The sequence below is a fragment of the Neorhizobium sp. SOG26 genome (assembly GCF_003491345.1).
Classification (GTDB): Bacteria; Pseudomonadota; Alphaproteobacteria; order Rhizobiales; family Rhizobiaceae; genus Neorhizobium; species Neorhizobium turbinariae.
This window is the reverse complement of record NZ_CP025512.1, coordinates 235,841-259,810: the sequence shown is the minus strand read 5'-3', so window position 1 is coordinate 259,810 and position 23,970 is coordinate 235,841. Positions and strand designations below refer to the sequence as shown.

Here is a 23,970-nt window from a genome sequence, read left to right as displayed (position 1 = left end):
GTCAGTGGCCCCCCGTTTCCTTGTTCGCCTGACGGATGTTCCAGATCATGATCGGCGTAACGGCCGCCATTAAGACAAGCGCGATCACCGCGCTTCGGCCGCTGTCGCCGCCGCCGCGGAACATCCAGTCGAACATCAGGTTGGCGAGCACCATCGTGTTCCACTGGCCATTGGTCATGGTCAGCACGATGTCGAAGACCTTGAGCACGAGAATGGTGATGGTGGTCCAGACCACGGCGATCGTGCCCCAGATCTGCGGTACCATGATCTTCCAGAAGATCTGCCAGCCATTGGCTCCGTCGATGACCGCCGCCTCAATGGTTTCTTCCGGAATGCCGCGCAGGGCGGCCGAAAGGATCACCATGGCAAAGCCGGTCTGGATCCAGACCAGGATCGCCATCAGGAAGAAGTTGTTCCAGAACGGCAGCGCGATCCACACCTGCGGATCACCGCCGAAGAACTGAACGACCGCGTTGAGGAGGCCGATCTGCGTTTCGCTGCCGCCGCGATATTCGTAGATGAACTTCCAGATGACGGAGGCGCCGACAAACGAAATCGCCATCGGCATGAAGATCAGGCTTTTGGCGATATTGCCCCACCAGATGCGATCCGTGAGCACCGCGATCACCAGTCCGAAGAAGGTGCAGGCAGCAGGCACGACGGCAAGCCAGAGGATGTTGTTGAAGATCGACTGGCGGAATTGCGCGTCCTGGATCGCCCAGCGGTAGTTGGCGAGACCAACGAAGTTGGTGCCGGAGCGATCGTAGAACGACAGGATGAAGGTCGCCACGACCGGGTAGACGAGGTAGACGGCGAGTAGCACGAGCGCGGGCCCGAGGAAGAGCCACGGCCGCACCACCGCACGCCGGTTGAGGTTGACCGATGCCTTGCGGACGTTATCGACCGGCACCGGGAAGATGACCTGCAGAACCTTGTCGGACAGCCAGTAATAAAGTGCACAGACAAACACGCCGGCGATCACCACGCCGACGGACGAAACAATCTGCCATGCCATGCCCAGCCCCTCCGACCAGTTGTGCGGGTCTTGTTATCCGAGCCGGAAGTTTCCGGCTCGGTCAGTCGTCACACGCGTTCCCGCGGGATTATTTCAGCCCGTCCCAGGCCTTCTGGATATCGGCGCCGACCGTCTGCGCGTCCTTGCCGCCGACATAGTCGATCATCCCGGTCCAGAAGGCGCCGGCACCGATCTTGCCCGGCATCAGGTCGGAGGCATCGAAGCGGAAGGTGGTCGCCGTCGTCAGGATCTCGCCCTGCTTCTTCAGGATGTCGTTGGCGTAGGCTTCCGGATTGACTTCCTTGTAGGGGGTCAGGAACGAGGCCTGCGCCATCCAGACTTCATGCGCAATCGGCGTCTTCAGGAATTCGATGAATGCCTTGGCGGCCGGCGAATCCTTGGTGATGGCGAACATCGTGCCTGCCCCGAGAACGGGCGTGCCGAGGTCCGGCTTGGAGGCATAGGTCGGCATGTAGAAGAAATCGGCATCGACGCCGAGTTCGGTATCCGGCGGGAAGAAGGACGGAATAAAGGATGCCTGGTGATGCAGGTAGCACTTCGGCGGGATGCCGAAGAGGCCCTTCGGGCTGTCGCGGAAGTCGGTCGAGGCGACAGCCGCAACGCCACCGCTCACATATTTGTCGTTCTTGGCAAACTTGCCGAATTCCTCGATCGCACCGACCACGGCCGGATCGTCGAACTTGATCTCGTTCGATACCCACTTGTCGTAGGTTTCCGCCGGCTGGGTGCGCAGCATCATGTCTTCCACCCAGTCGGTTGCCGGCCAGCCGGTCGCGCCGCCGGAGCCAAGCCCGATACACCACGGAACGCCACCGTCTTCGACGATCTGGTCGCTGAGCTTGATGAGGTCTTCCATGGTCTTGGGAACCTCGTAACCGGCTTCCTCGAAATTCTCCGGCACGTACCAGACCATGGACTTCAGGTCGGCCTTGTAGGGGAAGCCGAAGAAGGCCTCGTTGCCGTCCTTGCCCTTGTAGGTGCCATAGCGGATCCAGTCTTCGCCGGAGCCGTAATTGGTCTTCACCCAATCGGCGTTTTCCTGGCCAAGCGGCGTCAGGAACCCCTTGGTCGCGAGGTCCGCCAGAAGGCCCGGCTGCGGTATGATGGCGATATTCGGCGGCGAGCCGGCTTGCGTATCGATGACGATCTGCTGCTCGTAATTTTCCGAAGAGGAGTAGCGGCCGTTCACGCCGGTGGCGGCGTTAAAGTAAGCGAGCACGCTGTTGAAGAGCACTTCATCTTCGCCGCGCCAGGGTCCGAAAAGCGTCAGGCTCTGGCCCTTCAGGTCGGCGTGTGCTGCCTTGAAGTCGTCATAGCTCTTCCATGTGAAGCGCGAATCTTCGCCCGGTGCGAATTTCAGTTCCTGTGCTACCGCGCCTCCCGCAATCAGCGCCGCGACAGCCGTTCCGATCCAAAACGAAGTTCTCATCAAACGTCCTCCCATTATCCGGCGTTGTACGCTGCCGGATGTTCAAGCATGGGAGGAAATTTAACGCGCTCTTGAAGGAGTCAAGGGTTGCACCGACACACGGGAACAATTCGCAGTTTCCCGCAGTCGGATGTCAGAACTTCGGCGGGGTCTTTCCCGCCGCGCGATGGGCGGCGATCACCGTGTTGGCCATCAGCATGGCAATCGTCATCGGGCCCACGCCGCCGGGAACGGGCGTGATTGCGCCAGCGACTTCTGCGGCCTCGGCGTAAGCCACATCGCCCACGAGGCGGGTCTTGCCCTCATCCTTCTCCGGCGCATCGACGCGATTGATGCCAACATCGATGACGGTGGCGCCAGGCTTGACCCAGTCACGCTTGACCATCTGCGCACGGCCAACCGCAGCCACCAGGATATCGGCGTTGCGGCAGACGGCAGCGAGGTCCTTGGTGCGCGAATGCGCCATGGTGACGGTGGCATTGGCGGCGAGCAGCAGAAGCCCCATCGGCTTGCCGAACAGGTTGGAGCGCCCGATCACCACCGCATTGAGGCCAGACAGGTCGTCGCCATGGATTTGCTTGACGAGCAGCATGGCGCCGGCTGGCGTGCAGGAGATGAGGCCCGTGGACAGGTCACCGGTGGCGATCTTGCCGGCGTTGACGACGTGCAGCCCGTCGACATCCTTTTCCGGCGAGATCGAAAGAATGACCGGCTCGGCATTCAGATGCTTCGGCAGCGGCAACTGCACGAGGATTCCGTGGATCGCCGGATCGGCGTTTAGTTCGGCCACAAGCTTCTCGAGCTCTTCCTGGGTGGTTTCTTCCGGCAGGCTGTGCTGGATCGAGTTGAAGCCGCACTGCTTGGCCATCTTGCTCTTGGAATTGACATAGGCGTGGCTTGCCGGATCGTTTCCGACAATGACGACCGCCAGGCCCGGCTTGATGCCGGCCTCGGCTTCGAGCTTGCCTGCCGCTTCCGTCACGGCTGCAACAACAGAGGCTGCCGCCTGTTTTCCATCGATAACCAAAGCCACGCTTTCCTCCAAACTGACTGTCCATGTATACACGAACATGCTGAGCTAGCGCCTACGGCTATGCGACCCGCAGGCACCAAAAGCAAGCAGATTCGGGACGCGGATTACCTGCGGCCAGCCATACGGCTAGCGGAATGCAGTTCGACACGCTCGCGCAGATCCGCCATGTGCTGGCGCAGCCTGCGAAGCTCTTCCGCCTTCTGACGCTCTTCGTCTGACATGCGCGGAGCATAGGTCGGTGCCGTGTGCAGGCCTGAACTGACGGCAGCGACTAGCGGCGGGAGCGCTTCGGTCGCAGGGCGACGGTTTGCCATCAACAGGTCACGGATCTGGTCGCCCAGAAGCACATCGTTGGCCGCGGCCGGATAAGCGCGATACGCGGCAGAATGCTGGTAATCCTCGTCGTCGTCGAAATCGTCTTGCGGCTCTTGGACGTAGTCGTCGTAGAACGCAGGTTCCACGGCGTAGTCGGCGGCTTCGTCTGGCTCCGGATACGCTAGAGCCTCGTGCTCCTGTTCAACGGCGTGCGAAGTCTCCGCCTCGACCTCGTCCTCATGCTTCCGTCTGCCGAACATGCTGAAGAACGCGCCGAGACCAACGCCCGCAAGCGCACCGCCTCCGGCCATCTGCTCCAGTGTCCAGCCGAGCCGCGTCGCCGCCGCTGCCGTGGCAGGAATGATCACTTCCGTCTCAGCGAGCGGACCTGTCGGCTGCGTTTCGGCGCGCTGCTGCGCCTCAAGATAGTTTTCGCGCGCCTCACGCACCGCCGTTTCCAGGACCTGGAGACGGGCGGCCGCATCGGCTGCAGTCTTGTCCTGCGGGTCTGTCTTCTGCTTCGCCTTGAGGTCGGCGAGAAGCTTGTTGTTTTCCGCCTCCTGCTGCCGAAGAGAGGAGACCAGCCGCTTCAGCGCATCCTGGATGCCGCTGCGGACTTCATCCAGTGCGGTCTGAGCCGCGAGAAGCTTTGGATGGCGAGGGCCAAGACTGCCCGAAAGCTGGTCGACCAGCAGCCTTGCCTCGACGTAATGCTGCCGCTGATAATCAAGTCCGGTGTATTCCAGCGCATCGGGAAGCGGTTTGGCCAGCACGTCAGCGAGCTTCAGCGCCGAAGCCTGGGCAATCTTCGCCTTCAGCTCAGCCGCGCGTGCTTCGGCCGCAGCAATCTCGGCTCCACGCTGGCTGCTTTCGCGTCCGCGGCGCCGCAACTCTCCGACCTTCTGCTGGCCGACCTTCTCGACATAACCTGACAGTGCAGCTTCCGCACGCTCCAGCGTCTGCCGCAGCTTCTCAACGATCGGCTGCGACGCCTCGGACTGCGCCCGGATCAACTCGTTGCGGAAGGTCTGGCCCACCAGATTGGCAATGCGGGCTGCTTCGGCGGGATCGGCCGCGGTGGCTGAAATTCGTGCATGGCTTGCCGCTTCGTCATAACGGAAGTCGATCGCCTTCCCCAGCGTCTCGCGCAGAGCGCTTTCGGCTTTGGCCACAGTGTTTTCGCGACCGGTGACGATATCGGAGACGATCCGAACAGCGCTTGGCCGCGCCGTCTCGCCATTGAGGTTGAGCGCGCGAACGAGATTGTCGAGGTTTGCCTTCGAGCGCAGCATGGAAGAGGCGTTGGCAACGGTGATTTCGCCCGCGCCCTCCACCTTCAAGAGTGTTTCGGCGCTGTATTCCCCCGGCGTCATGGCAAACAGCCCGGCGCCCGAGGCAAGACCGACCGCTGCCCAGAGCCCGATTTTCAGCGGCACACGCCGCAGCGATCGCGACGGACGCAATGCTGCCTTGTGCTCATGGGCCTCTTCGTCACGGCCCTGATCCGGTTCTAGCCAATGCTGCATAACGGCGACCACGCTCATTCCTGCTACCGGCGGGCAGCATATGAACACAGCCTAAATTTTCATGGCAAAGAAATCGTTAATGCGACGGCGGAAGACCATGCGCAGCCCCCCATAAAACGAGAAAAGCCGGCCACAAGGACCGGCTCTCGTAGTTTCCAGAATGACGATCAGTGGCCGGCGGTTTTTGCCGGTTCCTCGATCTTCACGCCCTCGACGATCTTCTGGCCAGGATTGGCGTTCTTGTTGCCCCGCGATGAATTGTTGCGAATGTCTTCCTTGGAGAGGTAGTCCAGCTGTTCGACCAGTACCTCGGCGACCAAGCCGTCGCCGAGCCTCTTGTTGATGCTGTCCTTGATGTTCGAGCGGAACTTGTCGAGCTCGAAGCTGCCCGGCTTGCTCAGATCGACCATCTTGTTGCCGATCAGGTGCGTGAAAAGCTCGTCGGTCGTCAGCTCCGTCATCGGCAGCTTGACGCCCTTGATCTTCTCCTTGTCCATCATGAACGAGATCCGGCTCAGGAAGTAGCCCGTGATCACGCCATCGGACAGCACCGGCACGGTGATGGACTCACCGCGCACCAGTTCCTGCATTTCCTTTTTCTTGGCCTCTTCGTCCACCGGGGGCGCCGGCTTGTTCATCTGCACTGCGCCATAAACCGCGCCGAGCGTGACAACGCAGACCCAGAGACCTGTCAAAAGGATCTTGATCATCAGACTTCGCCGTAAGTGAACTGTTCTTGCGTGTAGGTGCCGTCACCGTCGGCGTCACGTGCTGCATTCTTCAAGAGGTCAGCGACGGTGCGAACGGCATGAAGGTGAGCCTCGACTCGGCGTGCGTTAACCGCGAGCTTTTCCTTCAGGCCATGCATCTGGTCGATATAACCTACAGCCAGATCCTTCGGATCGGTGCCGCGGAACAACATGGTGAGTTCGTAGAGGCAGCGGCTCTTGTGGGCATTCGAGACCTTCAGGTCGAATTCCGGGTCGCGGCCAATCCGTTCATTTTCATTATCGATTATCATTTCCAGGCGTCCGAGGACGGTCTTGATTCGATAATCGTTCGATACGACTTCCATGTTCTCTGTCCCAGTCTGAATCATTATCAGGCCTCATCCTTTTTGCCGACGCCCAGAACCTGACGTTCGAAATCGGTCACCATGCTCATGGCGCGGCTGCGGTCTGTCTCATTTGTGGTCGCGTTCAGTTCGCTCTTGTTCGCCGCCCGGTTCAGGGCCTGCGCATACATCTGTTCCGCAATGCCGACGCCGCCGCGTTGCGACATCTCCTCGGCAATCTTTTCGGCCATCATGCTCTTCCAAAATTCACCGGCAGAGCCCTTGCCGTAGACTTCTTCGGTTTCCTTCGGCAGCATGGTGTTGATGAAGTTCTGCAAGATCGTGGCCTCGAACTTGCGGTATTCATCCGGCATTTCCGCCAGCTTCTTCGGCGCTTCGGCATTTCCAAGCCCGGCGCGCGTCGCCGACTGGTCGATGATGTTCATCGCCGCGCCGAATCCCTTGCCGGTTTCAGCGAGACTGGAAGCCGCAAATGCAGCCTTGTTCGCCTTCAGCTTTGCCTGTGCTTCCTGCACGGCATTGGGATCGGCGGCACGGACAACGTCCAGAACCAGATCGCTTGGAGGTGAAATCGCCACGTCACGTCCTTTCATCAGCACCTGGCGCATCCCCTGGGATGTGCCGGCGCGCAGCAAGAGTTGAATCAGCATCTGATCCACCAGCGCCACGTCGAAGAGCGGCGCGTGATCAGTACTAGATCTCAACTATGACAATTGAAGCTTGCAGGAGGCTGATCAGTGTAAAGGGCAGCGCTAATTATCGCATAGGTTGCCGCAATTAGTCCTTGGGTTCGATGGCCTGGAGGCTCATCGTCATGTCAATCAGTTCATAGATCGCGTTATCGGCAGCCTCGCGGTCTTCATGTTCGCGCGCTTCCTTCATGTTGTCCTGCAGGCGGTCACCCTTGGTGCGCTCGCGCATCACCTTCATTTCCTGGATCTGCTGGACGCCCGCGAGCTGCTTTTCCTTGACTGTCAGGCGGCTGAATCGCTCGGAATATTGGTAGGCGAACTGGCGATGAATCGGGTTCACCGAGCCGATTGCCTCGATGACCTCTTCCATGGACTGGTTGACCTCGGCGCGATGGCGCGTGGTCGCGGCAAGCTCGTGTTCGGCCATCTTTTCCAGGTGCCGCTGGACCGCCACGAGGCGCTTGAGCTTTTCTGATCGCTTGACGGGAGAGGCCATGTTCCTGCTCTCAGAAGGACGTGAAGATCGGCGCGAACCCGCCGGCATATTGGCGGATGAGCGCTGCGATCGAAAGATACATCATGAACAGCCCGCCCATGATGAGGAAGGGCGCCGAAATGAAGAAGATCGGGATCTGTGGCGCGAGCTTGTTGATGAGGCCGATGCCGACGTTGAACATCAGGCCAAGAATCAGGAACGGGCTCGCAAGCCGCAACATGATCATCGTTGATGCGCGCAGGGTGTCGGTCAGGGTGATCAGCATCTTCTGCGGATCGACAATCGCGCCGACGGGCGTCGCGTTGTAGGAATCGACCAGCGCGCGGAACACCAGGTGATGGAAATCCATCATGAACAGCAGCAGCAGGCCGCTCAAGGTCAGGATGTTGGTGAGTGCGTTTTCCTGCGTGTCTTCGATAACGTCCGCACCACCCGGAGCGGTGAAACCGATCGACATTGCAGTGATCGTGCCCGCATACTGCAACCCGAGCGTATAAAGCCTGGCGATCAGGCCGTAGACCATGCCAACCAGCGCTTCAGTGAAGATCAGGCCGATGAAGGTAGCGCCGGGTGCGGACGCCTTTGGGTAGATCATGTCCCAAAGAACAGGCAGGACCGCCATCGAGAGTGCGATCGCGGTCAACAGCTTGATCTGCTGCGGAATCCGGGAGCTTCCGAAACCCGGAAGGGTCATCACGCATCCGCCAATCCGGCAGAAGCAGAGAAACAGGGCAAGTATGGTCCCTTGCGGATCCGTGATCATGAGAGAATCGTCCTTCGCGGACAATGTAGAACACGCCGGAACGGAATACCAATCACCGCTCCGGCGTATCCCCTTACGAGATTGAGCCGAGGATCTTGATGTCGAGACCCTTCGCGAGTTCGACATGCGAGAGCACGGGCAACGTGGCGAACAGTCGCTCGATGATCATGCGGACGTAAGAGCGCGTTTCCGGCGAGGTGACGAGCACGAAGGGCAGGCCCCGGTCCATGAACTCGCGGATCACCTTGGTCGCCTGCTCGCTGAACTCTTCGAGCGTGCGCGGATCGATGTCGAACTCGATCACTTCGCCCTTGTTGTCGCGCTTCAGCGCCTGGTGGAACAGCATGTCCCACTTGTTGCCGAGGCGCAGCACGCGCAGGACGCCGTTGTCGGCCAGGTCGCCGCAGAGTTGCTGCGACATGCGAACGCGAACGTGCTCGACGATCTGCTCGGTCTTGCGGACATGTGGTGCAAGCTCGGCCACCGCTTCGAGGATGAGGTGCAGGTTGCGGATCGAGACGCGTTCGGCAAGCAGCAGCTTCAGCACCGCCTGCAGGCCGGAATACGACATATGCGAAGAGCAGATCTCGTCGGCGAGCTTCTTGTATTCCGGATCGAGACGATCGATCAGGATCTTGACGTCCTTGTAAGACAGAAGCTGCGGCAGGTTGTTGCGGATGACTTCCGACATATGCGTCAGCACGACTGAAACGTTGTCGATCGGATGGAAGCCTTCGCGCTTCAAATCTTCGGCGAAGGTTTCGAGGATCGAGACCGCCGGCATGCCGAATGCGGGTTCCCGGATCTCGTCGCCCGGGATGCTCGGCTTGCGGCCCGAACCGGTGACGACCAGAACGTCGCCGACGCGCAGCGTGTTCGAGGCGATCGTCGTGCCGTGGATGCGGATCTGGTAGGACTTCTCGGCGATTGCGATGTCGTCCGAGACCTTGATCTCGGGCACCACGAAACCGTATTGCGTCGCGAACTTCTTGCGCATCTTGCCTACGCGGAAGGCCAGTTCCTGGTGCTGTCCAAGCAGTCGGGTCGAGACCTGCTTGCCAAGCGCCAGTTCGATCTCGGCGGTCTTGAGGGCAGACTTGACTGAATCCTTTTCTGCTTCCTTGGTCTGGACGACCTTTTTTTCCTCGTCTTCGCGACGCAGCTTGTTTTCAGCTTCAATACGACGCGGAACAAGCCAGGCGCCAAAGCCCAACAGGCCGCCCAACGTCACGAACGGCAGAAAGGGCAGACCCGGAATAACTGCAAGCAGGCCCATCAGGCCACCGGCCATCGAAAGGGCGCGCGGGTAACCGCCGAGCTGGTCGATAACCGCCTTGTCGGTCGAACCGGAAGTGCCGCCGCGGGTCACGAGAAGGCCGGCTGCCAGCGAAACGATCAGGGCCGGGATCTGCGAAACAATACCGTCGCCAACCGACAGCTTGACAAAAACGTCGGCCGCCTCGCCAATCGGCAGGCCGTGGCGGAAGTAACCGATAATGATGCCGCCGAAGACGTTGATCGCGGTGATGATCAGGCCGGCGATTGCATCGCCACGGACGAACTTGGATGCACCGTCCATGGCCCCGAAGAAGGAGCTTTCTTCCTCGAGCTCGGAGCGACGACGCTGCGCCTCCTTCTCATCGATGATGCCGGCCGAAAGGTCGGCGTCGATCGACATCTGCTTACCGGGGATGGCATCGAGGGTGAAGCGGGCGCCGACTTCGGCGATACGGGTGGCACCCTTGGTGATGACGATGAAGTTGACGGTGATCAGGATCATGAAGACGATCACACCGATCACGAAATCGCCCGACATGACGAGACCGGAGAAGCCGGCGATCACGCCGCCGGCGGCGTCGTGGCCTTCGTGGCCATGCGACAGGATCACACGAGTCGTCGCGATGTTGAGCGACAAGCGCACCATTGTCGCGATCAGCAGGATGGTCGGGAAAGAGGAGAAGTCCAGTGGCCGCTGGATCCACAATGCCACCATCAGGATCAGCACCGAAAAGGCGATCGAGAAGGCAAGGCCGACGTCGATGAGGAACGCCGGGATCGGCAGGAACAGGATACAGAGAATGGCGACGATACCGGCAGCAAAGCCGATGTCTCTGCCGTTCGGTGTCACCTTCGGGATGGATAATGCAGGTGGTTGCGCCATGGTGCTTCCGTCTCTTCATGAGAAGGTGGCAGGGAGTTTCCTGCCAATTTCACCACCGGCTCTAAAGGATGAAGCTTGCGCGAAGGTGGGCAAGCATGCGCTTTTCAGCCTGTGTGGCTGAACCGCTCAGAAGCCTGACTGGACGCGAGAAAAGACAAGGTTGGCGAAGAGGTTGATCTGCCCGCCGATGAACGGCGCCGTGATGCCGATCGTGACCATGATCGCAACGATCTTCGGAACGAAGGTCAGCGTCATTTCCTGGATTTGTGTCAGTGCCTGGAGGAAGGCGATGGTGACACCAACCACCATGGCCACCAGGACCGCCGGACCGGACGCCACGAGGACAGTCCAGATGGCGGCCTGCATGATATCAAGGGCATCGGCTTCATTCATTGCGCCGGCTCCAACATTCTAGATGCTCGGCGTCATGCCGAAGTTTCGTCACTGCCCGGGTCGTTGCCGCCGGTGCTCGGTCCAGGCTGATTCGAAATCACGATGCCAGGCTGGATGAGTACCTTATCACCCTTCTCGGTGACAGCCACCAGACCATCGGAATAAACTTCGACCTGCTTCACCACGCCGGTGATCTTGTCGTCGGCGCTGGTGATGGTCTTGCCCACCATGTCAGCGGCCTGCGAGAAGGCGTTCGCCTGGATCAGCGACTGCAGGTTCGAGTTCATCTTCACGGACTGCTCGACCTGAGAGAAGGTGGCGAGCTGCGCAACCTGCTCGCTCGCGTCCATGGGATCGGTCGGATCCTGATACTTCATCTGCGCGATGAGGAGTTTCAGGAAGCTGTTGTAGTTCAGGCTTGCCGCCGACGAGTCCGTCTTGGCCGCTGCGCCATTGGCGGCAGCGTAGGGGTTGTTGGCGTTGATGCCGTCTACCGCCACGGTGCGATCTCCTTGCGGATGAGCTCGACCGTTGCCGGTGCGATTTCCTGGTTGTTCAGGATCCGGTCCTCGATCGGGTAGAGAGCGCGGATGGCCTTCAGTGCGTCGAAGGCGCGACCCGAGGCGACCATGCCATCGATACGCTTCAGTTCAGCCAGCACCTCGTCGTCCTGGAAGCAGGTGAGCAGCATGGCCACCGACTTGCGGAACAGTGCGCTCGACTGGTCCTTGCCTTCCGGGTTGATCAGCATCATCTGGGCGATGAAGTAGAGCTGACGCAGCGGCGTCGTGGCATCTTCCGGCTGAAGAACATGGTTTTCCAGAAGGAACGTGACGTCGTTGAGGAATTCCAGCGCGACCTTGCGATCAACGCGCAACACGGCGCCGTTGATGAAGATCCGCTCGCCGGACTTCAGAGAGATGCGAAGCGTACTTTTCATTTAAGTCCATCCCTAATGATGGTTGTCACGTCGATGATGCCCTGGAAGTTGGTGGATTCACGCTTCCGGATCTTTTCGCATTCCTTGAGGATCCAGATGGCAATCGAGATCAGGTCTGCGCGAAGTTCAGTGGCAAGTTCGTTATCAGGCTGCTTCAGATCCTCGATGAAACGGATCCAGACGCGCCGGGTATAAAACAGTGCTTCAATCGTGGTGCGGGAGTAGCTTCCCTCATCACGAGCTGCCGCCAAAAGCTCGATGGAGCGATCGAGGGCCTGCCGTTCACGATCCTTGGCGTTGGCAACGCCATCTTCCATGATTTCGGCATAAGAAAACTGGTACATCATGTATCCTTCATCTTCACGAGCTTCCCCTGATCATCAAAGGAAGTTTGCTAGACTTAACTGTTGTATCTTGGCCGTGACCGCGTAGGCGGTTTCGAGAAGCGTCTTCATCGTATTGAGGCGGGTCGCCGCCTCCTCCGGATCGACACCTTCCATGGCCACCAGACCCTTGGTCAGAATATCTTCTTGCGCCTGCAAGCTTTCGCCAGCCTTGGCAACGCGTTCGGTCGAGATACCAATCGTGGTGCGCTGCTGGTTGATGCTGTCGACGCCGTTCATGGCGCGAGCAATGACGGTGGTGGTGCGGGTCGCGACCGCTTCGCGCGCGCCCTGGCTCATTTCGCCCTTCAGGAACTCCATCGAGATGATCGAGGCGAAGGCGAAGTTGCGCATCCCCTGGCTGTTGGCGTTGGTGGAACTTTCCACCACTTCGCTCGGGCTGATACGGACCTTCATGTTCTCGTCGCTGGCATCAGAGAACACAGCCTTCCAGAGATCCTGGCCGGCGATCGCTGCTGCGTGCGGCGGAGACGACAGAGGCACCTCACCCGTGAACTTCTTCTCGAGGCCAGTGAGGAAGCTCTCCATCTGGTCCTTGGTCATGGCCGAAGCAGAAGCGATGCTGTTCGAACTCAAGAAATGATTGAATTCCGCATCGATAGCCGCCTTGGCCGGTGAACCTGCGGCAAAGTAATCGTTCATCGGCTTCACGTCGGAATTGATGCCGGCGAAGATATACTCGCCCTGGACCGCCGTGTTCGCGAACGTCGTGAAGGATTCAAGCGCGTTGGTCATGGCCTTGCGCGCCGTTGCCAAGCTTCCCTCGTCGCCGGAGTTACCGAGCGTCAGGATCGCGCTCTGGATGGTCAGCGCCGATTCGTTCATGTTCGCCAGCGCAAGCTCGGTGGTCTCGAGACGCTGGGTCGCCAGCGCCGCGGAGCTGACCAGGCTGTTGATGCGGGTGATTTCACGAGAAAGATCAAGCGCGCGGGAGGTGTTTGCGCCAAGCGCTACGCCCAGGTCCGCGTGCTTCATGGTGACGGCTTCCTGGTTGGCCTTCACCATTTCACGCTGAACGCCAGCGATCGAATTACGCATCGTCGTCTGGATGGACAGCGTGGATACGAAAGAAGTCTTCATGATCAGCTCGCCATTGCCAAGAGTGCTTCCATCATCTCGTCGATGGTCGACAGAAGCTTGGTTCCAGCCTTGTAGGACTGCTCGATGTCGAGGAGCAGCGAGAGTTCTTCATCAAGGCTGACACCTGTGGTGCTGGAAAACACTTCCAGCGTGCGCGTCAGGAGCGCGGTCTTCGTTTCGTCCGAAGACGTTGCCGTGCTGCGAATCTGTTCGAGCCAACCCATCGAGTCCGCCGTCAGCGAAATGAGATTAGGCGCATCGCTAATCTCGGTGCGGCTGTCGAAGGCCATCGGGTTGGAGAGGTTTTCGTTATACTTGTCGAGAAGCGCGCCGTAGCTGCTGCCGCCGGTGTTGACGACATACGGCCCGCCATTGATACCGCCATCACGCAGCTTGTCGGGGGAACCTCCCGGCGGCACGACGACCGGATTGACCAGGATGCGGGATGCGAGACCCGGAACAATGGTGCCGACTGGCGGGACATCGCTCTGCTGGACGCCCGATGTATCGCGGAAGGTGAACAGGCCGGTCTTTGGCGTCAGTGTGCCGGTCGGGCCGGTTTCGGCAAAGGCCGTGATCAGGCCGCGGGCGATTTCGTCGAGCTGGTTCTGGAAGGTCGGCGCGATCTTGTCGCGAAGCTGGAGATGGGCCTGCAGCGAGCCCTTGGCCGTCGTGCTTGCGCCGTCACCGGCCTTGAGCAGGACGCCATCGATATAAACGCCATTGCCGACCGTCGACGCGTCGTAGCCGATAGTGGCTTCGAAGGTCACCTTGCGTGGCACCGCTTCGAACAACGTTACGCCGTCGGTGGTGTAGAGCACCATGTCGTTGTTGTCGCCGCGCGTGTAAGAGGTGACGCCAACGATCTCGGAAATCTTCTTGACCAGCGCATCACGCTCATCGAGCGCGTCGTTGGCATCAGCGCCCGTCGCACTGGCATTCTTGACGCGATTGTTGGCGACTTCGAACTTGGCCAGAAGCGAGTTCAGGTCATTGACGTTCTGCTTGATCTGGTCGTCCGCATCCTTGCGGATCAGCTGCAGCTTGTCGGAGGCCGTGTTGAGCGCGGTTGCAAGGTCGCGAGCGCCGGAAATAACCGCGATGCCGATGCCGCTATCATTGGCCTTGGCCGAGAACGCATCCAGGTTGGTGCGGAAATTGGCGATCAGGACGGCTGGGGAGAACTCGTTATTGTTGCCCCCCATCAGGCTCTTGATCTCGGAGACGCCATTCAGAAGTGTGCGCTGGCCTACGGCGATCGACGTGCTTTCGATCGTCTGGCGCATGAGCGGGGAGTTCCCCGCTCGTGCGATTTCTCCGATCATCGCGCCGTTGCCGCCGGTTACGACGAGTGCCGAACGGCGGACGTAGTCCGGGTTCTGGGCATTCGCGATATTCTTCGAAACAACGCTGGCCTGGGTGCCTGAATTGTTGAAGATCGACTGCGCCGTGGATAATGCGGATGCGAGCGACATTTTTTATGAGCCTCTTGAGATTAATTCTCGCGATCAGTTCGAACTATCTCTTCAGATTGATAAGAACGTCCATCAAATCGGAGCCGGTCTGGAAGACCTTGGAGTTCGCGGTGTAGACGCGCTGCGCCTCGATCATGTCCGTCAGCTCGCTCGCAATATCGACGTTCGAGCTTTCCAGAGCACCGGAGTAGATCTGGCCGAAGGAACCCGACTGCGGGAAGCCGATGGTCACGACGCCGGAGTCATTCGTCGGCAGGTAGGTGTTGCCGTTCTGGGGCTTCAGCTTGTCGACAGCCGGAACGGTCGCGATGGCGATCTGGTAGATCGGCCGGCGTCCGCCGTCCTGGTAGACAGCCGTCACCACGCCATCGCCGCCGATTTCAACGTCGGTGATCGGGCTCGGAGCATTGCCGTTGATGATGCCCTTGCCTGGCGTGAACTCGCTGGCGAACTGGGTCATATTAGAAAGATCGATCTCAATATTGAGGCCGTTCGAAGAACCATCATTCGGGTCTGTGATGACAATTTTGTCGTCCGACCCTGCGACCAGCTTGTTGGTGTCGGGGTCGAATCTCAGCGTTACCTTGTTCTCAACGAGATCGGGGGCATCCGCAGTCACGGCGTAGGGGAAGCCACCGTTGGTGGACTGATCCTGCCGGAACACTGCAACTTCCCACTCGTTCGGGCCGGTACGCGTGTAGTAGAAATCGTAAAGGATCTTGCTGCCGGCATGGTCGTAGGCCGTGAGCGAGCTCTTGTTGCCAACGATGCTGCTGGCCGAGTTATCACCCGGCGTCGCTGTCGGAGGGGTGGCCGCTGCGCCCACGAGCGGCGCCCGCTTGTCGAGGTTTGCCGGGAAGCTGCCCTGCGTCGACGGCGAGGAGACCAGGCCGAAGTCGTTGATGTTGATCGCTTCCAGACCATTGAAGCCGTTGACGACGGCTGCCGGCGGGTTGGAGCCGTAGGGGTAACCCATCAGCTGGAAGCCGGCCGTGTTCGTGAGGTAGCCGTTGGCGTCCTTCTGGAAGGCGCCTGCACGGGTCAGATATGGCGTGCCGTTCAGGTCACTGACGATGAAGAAACCTTCGCCCTGGATGGCGAGGTCGGTATTCGACGTCGTGTACTGGATGCCGCCCTGCTCGGAGATGCTGTAGCGAACGTTGGTCGATACGCCACCCGATGAATACGAGCCCTGCGTGGAAGGCAGAACCAGCGTCGAAAAAGCCGTCGACGAACGCTTGTAGCCGACAGTGCTCGAGTTGGCGATGTTGTCGCCGACAGTTCCGAGACGGTTTGCCTGAGCATTCATACCCGAGACCGACGTCTTCATCGTGCCGAAAATACTCATCGGAAATCTCCTTATTGTGTGATTTGGAGAGTATCGTGCGGGCCTTGCGTGAAGCTGTCTGCTTATCGGTTTCCGCCGAAATTGCGGAATGCAAGGCCCTGCTGAAAATCAGTTCCAGTCGATGCAGTAGCCAAGGAAACGCTTGGAATCGACCGGGTCAAAGCCGAGCTTCTTGCGCAGCTTCTTGCGCAGCTTGCTGATGTGGCTTTCGACGACGTTCTCTTCGACTTCTTCGTCGAAGATGCCGTAGATGGCATTGAAGATCTGGGTCTTCGACACGCGACGTCCGCGGTTCGCGACTAGGTATTCCAGGATGCGGCGCTCGCGGCGCGGCAGGGGGAAGACTTCGCCGTCGATTTCCGGATCACGGCCGTCGGAGAAAACCCGGATCGCGCCGATGTCGGTGTAGTTCGAGATAGCCTTCAGCCGGCGACGGATCGCAGCGGCACGCGCCAGGATCTCGCGGGGATGAACAGGCTTCCTGACAACGTCGTCAACGCCGCTGTCGAAAAAGGCCAGGGTGGCTTCCAGGGATGGATGGTCGCTGACTGCGATCACCGGTGCCTGGGACCGGTCGCGAATGGCCCTCGGCAGCTCGAGCGAACGATCGCCCTGGCCGATGAGGAAGGCTTCGACTGCGGCGATATCCGAGTCAGCTGCCGTGTTTACCCATTCGCCGAACTCCCGCGGGTCGAAACCCGTGGAAGGTATCCCTTCGCGTCCAAAAAGGGATGTGTATCCGTCTTTAACGAGCTCGCGCTCATCAACCACTACGATCATTCGTCCGCCTCCGAATCAGTTGTGGTGTTTCAATGGAGCTATGGGTACGAATCGACGGAATCTGGCACAAGCTGTGTGAAGTTAACCAAACAAATTAATAGTTGATTAAGACTGGTGCCGCGATTTGCACTAGATCTAGTGTGTGCCTCGATTTGGCACACAAAAATCCGGTGGAAAAATTAACACATCGTAAATACGGGCTTGCGTGGCAAAATCTTGCCACATGAGTGCCACAATGCAATCCAGCAACTCTGGACACCGGACGAAACAATCGGTGGTTGCTTAGCCGTTGCAAAATCTGGACGCGTTCGGCGTCCACTGGCCGTAGCCGGTGGCGACCAGATTGCTGATCACGCGGCATACATATCGCTTCTGAGCGGGGTTGTTGTTTGGCCCCGCGTGGTACCTTGCTACCGCCATAGTCCAAGTTTCATGCCTGTCATGAAGGTTGCGGAGAAACTTCGCCGCATACTCGACGTTGCGCCGAGGATCAAACATCTCGGCAGGCGAGGAAAAGTGTTCGCCATGAAAATGATGGTTGATCTGCATGCAGCCGATGTCAATCAGCTTCTTGCCGCTCTGCCGCGCCGCGTAGAAGGTGTTCATCGCCTCCTGCTGCGAGGGCGGGAAGAACGCCTTGCCTTCGACATTCATGGCAAGCGGACTGAGGTTACCCTTGCGCCCGCTCTCCGTCAGGCCGACCGAGTATAGTACCCCTTCAGGAACGCCATACTTTGCGGCTGCAGCCTGGATCTCACGCTCACAGACACCGCCATGCGCCGACACAGCTGCGTTGGCAGGCGCACGCCCCATGGGAGCCACTTTGGTTGGTTGCACCTGTGATCGCGGCGCAGGCCGTGCTCTGGGGGCTGGCTGGGAGACAACAGGGGGCGCCTTGACGTTGCCGCCCCAGCCGCCGGGGCTGAAGAGCGAGCCCGCCTGAGCGTCAAAGGTAGAGCTGATCAGGCCGACCGTTACCAGAACCCGCAGTTTGAGAGTCGTCTGATACCGCATCGATGCCCCTCGCGCCCTGCACCGTTCTCTGGCGTGCTTCTGGCTGTTCCTGTCCCCTGCCGGCGGAGAAGCCCTGCTTCCCCCCGTCAGCGGCGCTCTGCTGGCTCTGCTGGCCCGCCTGGTCCTGTCGGCCGCCGCTCTTGTCCGCATCCGCCGTTGGCGAAATGCTGATGGTCACCTGGTCGACTGCAAAGCCTTGCGCTCTCAGCGCGTCGACGATGCCGCCGCTGTCTTCGCTGAGCTGCCTGTAGGCCGCACGTGTTTCCACCACGAGATGGACATTCAGTTCCTCGCCATGCAGGCGCAGCGTCGCCGTCACCTGACCGAGGTCATGCGGGTTCATCTGCAGCTTCAGCATATTGACGACCGTGCCGGTACCGCTCTGCGCCGCCGCATTGGACAGGCTGGAGCTTGGCTGCATCGCTGCCGACCACTCCGAGTCCCCTGAGATCAGTGCCGTCAGGTTGGCGCTGTTGGAATTTGGCGCCAAACCTAGGAACCGTCTTGAATCGATCACGGTCACCGTCTCGGCACCTGTGTTTGAAGACGCCTTGAACTCGACCGAGCGCTCCGCGGCATTGCCGCCGATGCTCATGTCGACGCGCTGGTCGTTGCGCGCATTCGTCAAGCGGAATGTCCGGCCTGCCGCATCGGGGGCTTCAGTGCCCGCCGGCATGGCAAGCGGATCCGGAGACGTGCGCGTGCCAGCGACGGCGTTCTTCGAGCCCGCCTGGGAGACGATCTCGGCCGATTGAGCCTTGCCCTCGCTGTCGCGAGCACGCTTCGACGACGCGTTCGCCGCCGGTCTCTGAATCAGGCTGCTGATTTCGGCAGCGGGTCCCGCGCCTTCGCCCAGCAGCGACAGCATGTCGGCCACCTTTGCATCGTCTGCCTTCAGGATGGTCGTATCTGGCTCGGACGACATCGCAGCATCGGCTTGCAAGTCGCCTTTCGCGGACTTCAAGCGCTCAAGCTCCTCGGACTTCTTCACCGCATCCTTGGCACTCAAAAGAGCGTCACGCAGCTTGCGCTCTGCCGGCGTCAGCTTGACGTCCTTCGGCGCGTCGCCACGTGCATTCGCGATCTCGCCGCTTGCGCGCTTCGCAAATTCAGGCCGGATGTCGATGATCGGCCTCGCCTTGACCGGCTTGGCGTCGACCTGGACCTCAACCGCATCTTCTGCGGCGACGTCCATCTCCAAGTCCTCGGCCGCGCCCCCCGCACTGCCCTTGCCGCCCTCGCCGTCGAAGCCGGACAACGCATCGGAAAAGCCGTTGGATTGCGCGCCGGCACCCTTTTGGCTGGAGCCAGCCTGCTTTGCCGTCGTGGCCGCGTCCACGCCGGGCGCCTTGCCACCAAGAATGTCGGTAATCATTGAGACAGCCCCTCATCCTTCAACAACGCGTCAACGGCATCCAACCTCTTGCGACCGGTGTCGACATAGGTTCGGAAGGCGGGATCAATCGCCGCAGCCGCCTCGTCGGACTGTTCCGGCGCGGCAGGCGCTTGTGCTTGATCCCGTGTCAGTGAAGCATTTGTCTGTGTGTCTGTTCCTTGGGGCACTTTGACTGGATCGTCTTGTGCGAAACTGTCCACGCTTGGACGACTAACAACTTGTTCGGCAATGGCTTTCGCCGCCTGCCTCAAGGCTCTGTCGCGCGGCGTCAGCGTTTCTTCCGCAACGGTGTCCATGGCTTGCACGGCGGAGGTGATATCCTTCGTGGGAACGCCTGCCAGCCCACCGTAGAGGCGCGCCAGGGCTTCCGGCGTCGGCCGCCCACCCAGCGCTTCCGCCTTGGCCGAGATCATGCGCGCCAGTTCCGTCTTGCCGGCAATCGCCGCAGAACGGGCAATGCGCAGGAAGATCTCCCGGCGGCGGTCGATATCCATCGCCTCCAGGGCTCCGTCGATATCGTCCTCGGTGATCTCGCCGAAATGGGCCACGACCAGTTGTACGAAAAAATCGGCAAACTGCGAGGCATAGGGCGAATGGAGGAAGCGTCGTGCGTATTTGCGCGAATAGGACAGCGCCTGCGGCACCATGTTGCCATCGACAGTGATCGCGACCGAGCGGCGCAGGGCCGCTTCCTCGATGATCGTGCCCGGTGCCGTCAGACGCGCCCAGTCATAGGCCGACAGTGCCGCCTTCGGGTCTTTCTGGACGAGCACATTGCCGCTGACGAGCGCCAGGTATGGCCCGATCTTCTGGTCCCGATATTCCGTCGCCAGCTCATTCAGCGTGTTCGACGCCAGGGTACCCTTGCCGCCGAGATATTTCCGAAGCGCATCGGCAACACGGTTGTCGAACTGGCCCGACAGGTCGCGCGAGGCGAGATATTCCAGCGTTGCCGGATTGCCGCCGCTCATCGCATAGATGAGCGCCGCATCGACATTGCGCGGATCTTCGAACACGGACGGATCTGCCGTGCGTAGCCGCTGGTCGATCGTGCCGAGCATGAAACGCTGCATCTCGCCGGCCGAGTGGTCGCCGTTGACGACCGAGTCCTGCACGAACTGCAGGGAGCGCAGCATCGCGTAAGGAGCCAGATCATTTCGCTCCTCTGCAGAAGCCGAATGGACCGGAATGCCCCCCAGCACGAGCCCGACAAGAAGGGCCGATCTTAACCGCGCCAAAGCCATGAACTATCCCTCATCGGCCTGGAGAAGGATCTCGATGCGGCGGTTGCCGGCAGCAAGCGGATCATTGGTGACCTGAAGGCGACGGTCCGCGAAACCGGAGACCTGCTTGATGCGCTCTTCCTTCAGCCCGCCGCGAACCAGCATGTAATAGGCACTGTGTGCGCGGGCCATGGAAAGCCGCCAGTTGTCGTTTTCGGTGCCCTTGAACTGGCGCCCGTCAGTGTGCCCGCGCAGTACGACGCTGCCCTTGCGATCGGTGAGGATCTTGCCGATCTTCTCCATCGCCAGCACCATTTCGCGGCGCGGGACGGCCGAACCGATATTGAACATCGCATCATCGGCCTGATCGGAAATCGTCACGAGCAGACCGCCTTCGGCCGGCGTCACGACAAGACCTTCCGCCAGCTTTCCGGCAACACCCGAGATCTGCGCCTGGATCTGCTGACGCAGTTCCTCGGCAGCCTTCTTTGCCTGGGGATCGGCGTTCAAAGCGTCATCGGGCTTCTGATCCGGAGCGCCGGACGCCTTGTCGGTCTGGGCAGCATCGGGACGCGGGCTCGGCACGGCCATCGCGACCTGCGCATCGTTCGACTGCAGCTGGTTTTTGGTTTCGGTCGATTGCGGCATCGTCGCGGGGCTTGCCAGATCCGCCATCGGATTGTCGCTCGGCATCGACTTTGCAGGCTGCTCCGGCCCTTCGGACGACGTCACCTGCATCTGCTTCGTCCAGAAATCCGGATCAAAGGGATCACGATAGGCCTCGCCGCCATCGGCACCGGTTGCCGGACCGGAATCGGCAGCACCCGCCTCGCCCTTCGAGCTGACATTTGCCTGCTGGCCGATCTCCTGCGCGATCTCGGCCAGAACCGAATAAGGGTTCTCGAAGTAATCCGCTTCCGAATAGTTCGGCTCATCGCCGGAGGTCGAGGTCATGTCGTCGCCGGTTGCGGCCGCGGTCCCCTGGACCTCGCCCTCACCCTTAACCTTGGACTTCTCGCTCTGCTCCTGACCGTCCGCTGCATCGACGGGCTTCTTCAGGCCCTTTTCGGCCGGCGTCTCGTCGGAAAGCTTGATCGGATTGAAATAGCTCGCCATCGAGGCTTTGGTTTCCTCATTGGCGGCGTTGACCAGCCACATCACGAGGAAGAAGGCCATCATGGCGGTCATGAAGTCGGCATAGGCGATCTTCCACGCGCCACCATGGTGGCCGTCGTCATGCCCGCCGCCATGTTTCTTGACGACGATGACTTCGTTCTTGCCGTGGTGGTGGTTTTCGCCCTCGCTCATTTCATTACCTTCTTAAGGGAAGCCGACCAGGCCGAAATCCGTGTCACAAGCGCCGTTTCACCAATGTCGACGGAGATGTCGAGATCCGGTGCCTCGATGTGGCGCAGAGCAGTGTTCTCCGCCCCGAGCGCCTCCTGCAGTTTCTCAAAAAGATGCACCGGGCCGCGCACCGTCAGCACGCCGACATCACCGTCCAGGATGGCGGCACGAATGAGCGCTGCCATTTCACCGACGGCCTGGGCGGCCAGAGCCTCATCAACCAACGGCGCCAAGATCGCTGCCGTCTGGTCGCTGACGGCCTGCGCCGTCACGGCCGCAATCTCTTCGAAGTGGGAGGCAATCGTAGCCGCCGCCTGGTTTTCGTATTGCTCACGCAAGGCGGCCAGTTCTGCCGCATGTGCGGCCACGAGCGCCTGGCGCTCCTCTTCGAACTCTCGCCGCAGTGTCTCGGAAGCTTCCTGGTAACCTTGCTGATGGGCCTCTGCCCGTTCCGCCTCAAGATCAACCGGCGGGGGCGCTGGGACCTCGAAATGAAGATCATCGTCAGTGCCGTGATCGAAGGCCGCACCCATCATGTCCGGTGGCGGTGCTTCCGGCTCGCTGAAGTCGCGCAGGTAACGGGCAAGCATTGCACTCATCGCACAATCCCCTGCCCTGCCATAGCCGATCCCCGCCTGCTCATCATGAGCTTGCCGAAGGAGCGAATTTGCGCCGCTGCCATCATTGCATCATCCGATAGGTTGCCTTTTCCATGGCCCGACAAAGACGCAGCTCCGCCGGACTCTATGGGAACGGTACGCAAGGAAACTTGTGCGAGGATGAATCGAGGGCTTCTCCACCCCACGTTCATGAACGAGCGCGCGAAACAATTGCCGCGCGCTCTTGATCGCCTTACTGCCGGAACAGCTGGAGGATGTTCTCGGCGTTGGTGTTGGCGATCTGCAGCGCCTGGATGCCAAGCTGCTGCTGTGTCTGCAGTGCCTTGAGCCGTGTCGACTCCTCGTTCATGTCCGCATCAACGAGACGGCCGATGCCCTTGTCGATCACGTCCGTCAGGGAGGCGACGAAGCTTTCCTGCATGTCGATGCGCTTGGTGATGGCGCCGAGCGTCGAGGCTGAATCGGTCAGCCGCTGCAGCATGGTTTCCACCGCGAGCAACATGCCCGCGAGCGAATCCGCCGAGGTCGTCGTCGTCAGCTTGATTTCGAGCCCGCCGGTTGCCGCCACGTTGGAGTTTGCGTTGACGAGGTAGTAGCTGACGGTGGCCGTCGTTCCTGCGCCATTCGGCTGGCTGACCGGCCAGCCGCGCGTCAACAAGCCTCGGCTTGCATTGGACTTGTCGATCAACACCGACGCAGACGCATCAAATTTGAGCGTCGTCAGGGAGATGCCGCCATCAGGCGCACGGTTGAAGGACGCCACGATGTCCTTGGTCCCGGCACCCGTGGTGGCGGTGTTGTAAAGCCAGTTTTCACCGGAGAAGGATGCAGACTCGGCGATCGACGCGAGCTGGCTCTTCAGCTGGGACAGTTCCTTGTCGATCTTCGTCTTGTCGACGCCCGGTTCGGAAGCGGCGGTGATTTTGGACTTGATTTCGTCAACGACGGCGATCGCAGCTTCGAGACCGGTGTAAGCCGTGTCAACCTTGGCGGCGCCAAGCCCGAGAGCATCCTCGACGGTGGAAAGGGCCTTACGGTCAGAGCGCATGGTGGTCGCAATCGACCAGTATGCAGCGTTATCGGCTGCCGTTTCGACACGGTAACCGGACGAGATCCGGCTCTGCGTCGTTTCCATGTCCTTGTTCGTCTGCCGAAGCGTCTGGAGCGCGGAAAGCGCGCCTACATTGGTAATAATACTGGCCATAAACACTGCCCCTGAAGGATGACGGGACATACCGGAGCTTCGCCGGTTACGCTCCACAGCATCATGCTTCCGGACCTGCTCGGAGCAGGCTTACCGGTGGGCGTCATACATGGCTGAGGGTCGCTGAACGTAAGCTGCCCCAACCAATCCATGGGGCACTTAAAACCATAGAGCCTGTGCGAAGCTTTCGGCGCAGAAATGATAAAGGCCGCACGAGGCG

The 23,970-nt window shown here is 60.2% G+C and carries 24 protein-coding genes; all 24 read right to left on the bottom strand.

Annotated features, from left to right (window positions below):
* Position 1 precedes the first annotated feature (1 nt).
* A complete protein-coding gene (locus CYG48_RS01275) occupies positions 2-1,015 on the bottom strand; it encodes a carbohydrate ABC transporter permease (protein ID WP_118848730.1) in 1,014 nt (337 codons plus the stop codon).
* Between the two features lie 88 nt (positions 1,016-1,103).
* Entirely contained in the window at positions 1,104-2,465 is a 1,362-nt protein-coding gene (locus CYG48_RS01270) for an ABC transporter substrate-binding protein (RefSeq protein ID WP_118848729.1), read from the bottom strand.
* Between the two features lie 133 nt (positions 2,466-2,598).
* On the bottom strand, positions 2,599-3,498 hold the full coding sequence (folD, locus tag CYG48_RS01265; protein WP_118848728.1) for a bifunctional methylenetetrahydrofolate dehydrogenase/methenyltetrahydrofolate cyclohydrolase FolD: 900 nt from the start codon (positions 3,496-3,498) through the stop codon (positions 2,599-2,601).
* A gap of 104 nt (positions 3,499-3,602) precedes the next feature.
* Entirely contained in the window at positions 3,603-5,357 is a 1,755-nt protein-coding gene (locus CYG48_RS01260; RefSeq protein ID WP_118848727.1) for a hypothetical protein, read from the bottom strand.
* A gap of 149 nt (positions 5,358-5,506) precedes the next feature.
* Positions 5,507-6,049 carry a hypothetical protein gene (locus tag CYG48_RS01255; protein WP_118848726.1) on the bottom strand — a complete coding sequence of 181 codons (543 nt, stop codon included), beginning with the start codon at positions 6,047-6,049 and terminating at the stop codon, positions 5,507-5,509.
* Positions 6,049-6,414: a hypothetical protein gene (locus CYG48_RS01250; protein WP_118851415.1), complete on the bottom strand. Its 366-nt coding sequence runs from the start codon at positions 6,412-6,414 to the stop codon at positions 6,049-6,051. The genes CYG48_RS01255 and CYG48_RS01250 overlap by 1 nt, the downstream gene beginning before the upstream one ends.
* A 26-nt stretch (positions 6,415-6,440) precedes the next feature.
* Entirely contained in the window at positions 6,441-6,992 is a 552-nt protein-coding gene (locus tag CYG48_RS01245) for a rod-binding protein (RefSeq protein ID WP_118851414.1), read from the bottom strand.
* 199 nt (positions 6,993-7,191) lie between these two features.
* Positions 7,192-7,602 carry a hypothetical protein gene (locus tag CYG48_RS01240; protein WP_118848725.1) on the bottom strand — a complete coding sequence of 137 codons (411 nt, stop codon included), beginning with the start codon at positions 7,600-7,602 and terminating at the stop codon, positions 7,192-7,194.
* Positions 7,603-7,612: 10 nt separating this feature from the next.
* A complete protein-coding gene (fliR, locus tag CYG48_RS01235) occupies positions 7,613-8,365 on the bottom strand; it encodes a flagellar biosynthetic protein FliR (protein WP_118848724.1) in 753 nt (250 codons plus the stop codon).
* A 73-nt stretch (positions 8,366-8,438) separates the two neighbouring features.
* Positions 8,439-10,526, bottom strand: coding sequence for a flagellar biosynthesis protein FlhA (flhA, locus tag CYG48_RS01230; RefSeq protein WP_118848723.1), 2,088 nt, complete (start codon positions 10,524-10,526; stop codon positions 8,439-8,441).
* Between the two features lie 126 nt (positions 10,527-10,652).
* A complete protein-coding gene (gene fliQ / locus CYG48_RS01225) occupies positions 10,653-10,919 on the bottom strand; it encodes a flagellar biosynthesis protein FliQ (protein ID WP_118848722.1) in 267 nt (88 codons plus the stop codon).
* 32 nt (positions 10,920-10,951) lie between these two features.
* Positions 10,952-11,419, bottom strand: a complete 468-nt coding sequence (gene flgD / locus CYG48_RS01220; protein ID WP_118848721.1) for a flagellar hook assembly protein FlgD — start codon at positions 11,417-11,419, stop codon at positions 10,952-10,954.
* Complete coding sequence (flbT, locus tag CYG48_RS01215) at positions 11,410-11,859, bottom strand: flagellar biosynthesis repressor FlbT (RefSeq protein WP_118848720.1); 450 nt, start codon at positions 11,857-11,859, stop codon at positions 11,410-11,412. Before flbT ends, flgD begins: the two co-directional genes overlap by 10 nt.
* Positions 11,856-12,203, bottom strand: a complete 348-nt coding sequence (flaF, locus tag CYG48_RS01210; protein ID WP_118848719.1) for a flagellar biosynthesis regulator FlaF — start codon at positions 12,201-12,203, stop codon at positions 11,856-11,858. Before flaF ends, flbT begins: the two co-directional genes overlap by 4 nt.
* Before the next feature lie 36 nt (positions 12,204-12,239).
* The gene (locus CYG48_RS01205) at positions 12,240-13,343 is read right to left on the bottom strand and encodes a flagellar hook-associated family protein (protein ID WP_118848718.1); all 1,104 of its coding nucleotides are present in this window, start codon (positions 13,341-13,343) and stop codon (positions 12,240-12,242) included.
* Between the two features lie 2 nt (positions 13,344-13,345).
* Positions 13,346-14,818, bottom strand: a complete 1,473-nt coding sequence (flgK, locus tag CYG48_RS01200; protein WP_118848717.1) for a flagellar hook-associated protein FlgK — start codon at positions 14,816-14,818, stop codon at positions 13,346-13,348.
* A 43-nt stretch (positions 14,819-14,861) separates the two neighbouring features.
* Positions 14,862-16,166 (bottom strand): flagellar hook protein FlgE, encoded by a 1,305-nt coding sequence (locus CYG48_RS01195; protein ID WP_118848716.1) that lies wholly within the window; start codon positions 16,164-16,166, stop codon positions 14,862-14,864.
* 108 nt (positions 16,167-16,274) lie between these two features.
* On the bottom strand, positions 16,275-16,946 hold the full coding sequence (rem, locus tag CYG48_RS01190) for a transcriptional activator Rem (RefSeq protein WP_118848715.1): 672 nt from the start codon (positions 16,944-16,946) through the stop codon (positions 16,275-16,277).
* Between the two features lie 282 nt (positions 16,947-17,228).
* Positions 17,229-17,759: a lytic transglycosylase domain-containing protein gene (locus CYG48_RS01185; RefSeq protein WP_118848714.1), complete on the bottom strand. Its 531-nt coding sequence runs from the start codon at positions 17,757-17,759 to the stop codon at positions 17,229-17,231.
* 133 nt (positions 17,760-17,892) lie between these two features.
* Positions 17,893-19,335, bottom strand: coding sequence for a flagellar hook-length control protein FliK (gene fliK / locus CYG48_RS01180; protein ID WP_118848713.1), 1,443 nt, complete (start codon positions 19,333-19,335; stop codon positions 17,893-17,895).
* Positions 19,332-20,600 carry a chemotaxis protein MotC gene (gene motC / locus CYG48_RS01175; RefSeq protein WP_118848712.1) on the bottom strand — a complete coding sequence of 423 codons (1,269 nt, stop codon included), beginning with the start codon at positions 20,598-20,600 and terminating at the stop codon, positions 19,332-19,334. Before motC ends, fliK begins: the two co-directional genes overlap by 4 nt.
* A gap of 3 nt (positions 20,601-20,603) precedes the next feature.
* Positions 20,604-21,887, bottom strand: coding sequence for a MotB family protein (locus tag CYG48_RS01170; RefSeq protein WP_118848711.1), 1,284 nt, complete (start codon positions 21,885-21,887; stop codon positions 20,604-20,606).
* Positions 21,884-22,525: a hypothetical protein gene (locus CYG48_RS01165; protein WP_118848710.1), complete on the bottom strand. Its 642-nt coding sequence runs from the start codon at positions 22,523-22,525 to the stop codon at positions 21,884-21,886. The genes CYG48_RS01170 and CYG48_RS01165 overlap by 4 nt, the downstream gene beginning before the upstream one ends.
* Positions 22,526-22,778: 253 nt before the next feature.
* Positions 22,779-23,750, bottom strand: a complete 972-nt coding sequence (locus CYG48_RS01160) for a flagellin N-terminal helical domain-containing protein (protein WP_118848709.1) — start codon at positions 23,748-23,750, stop codon at positions 22,779-22,781.
* Positions 23,751-23,970: the final 220 nt, after the last annotated feature.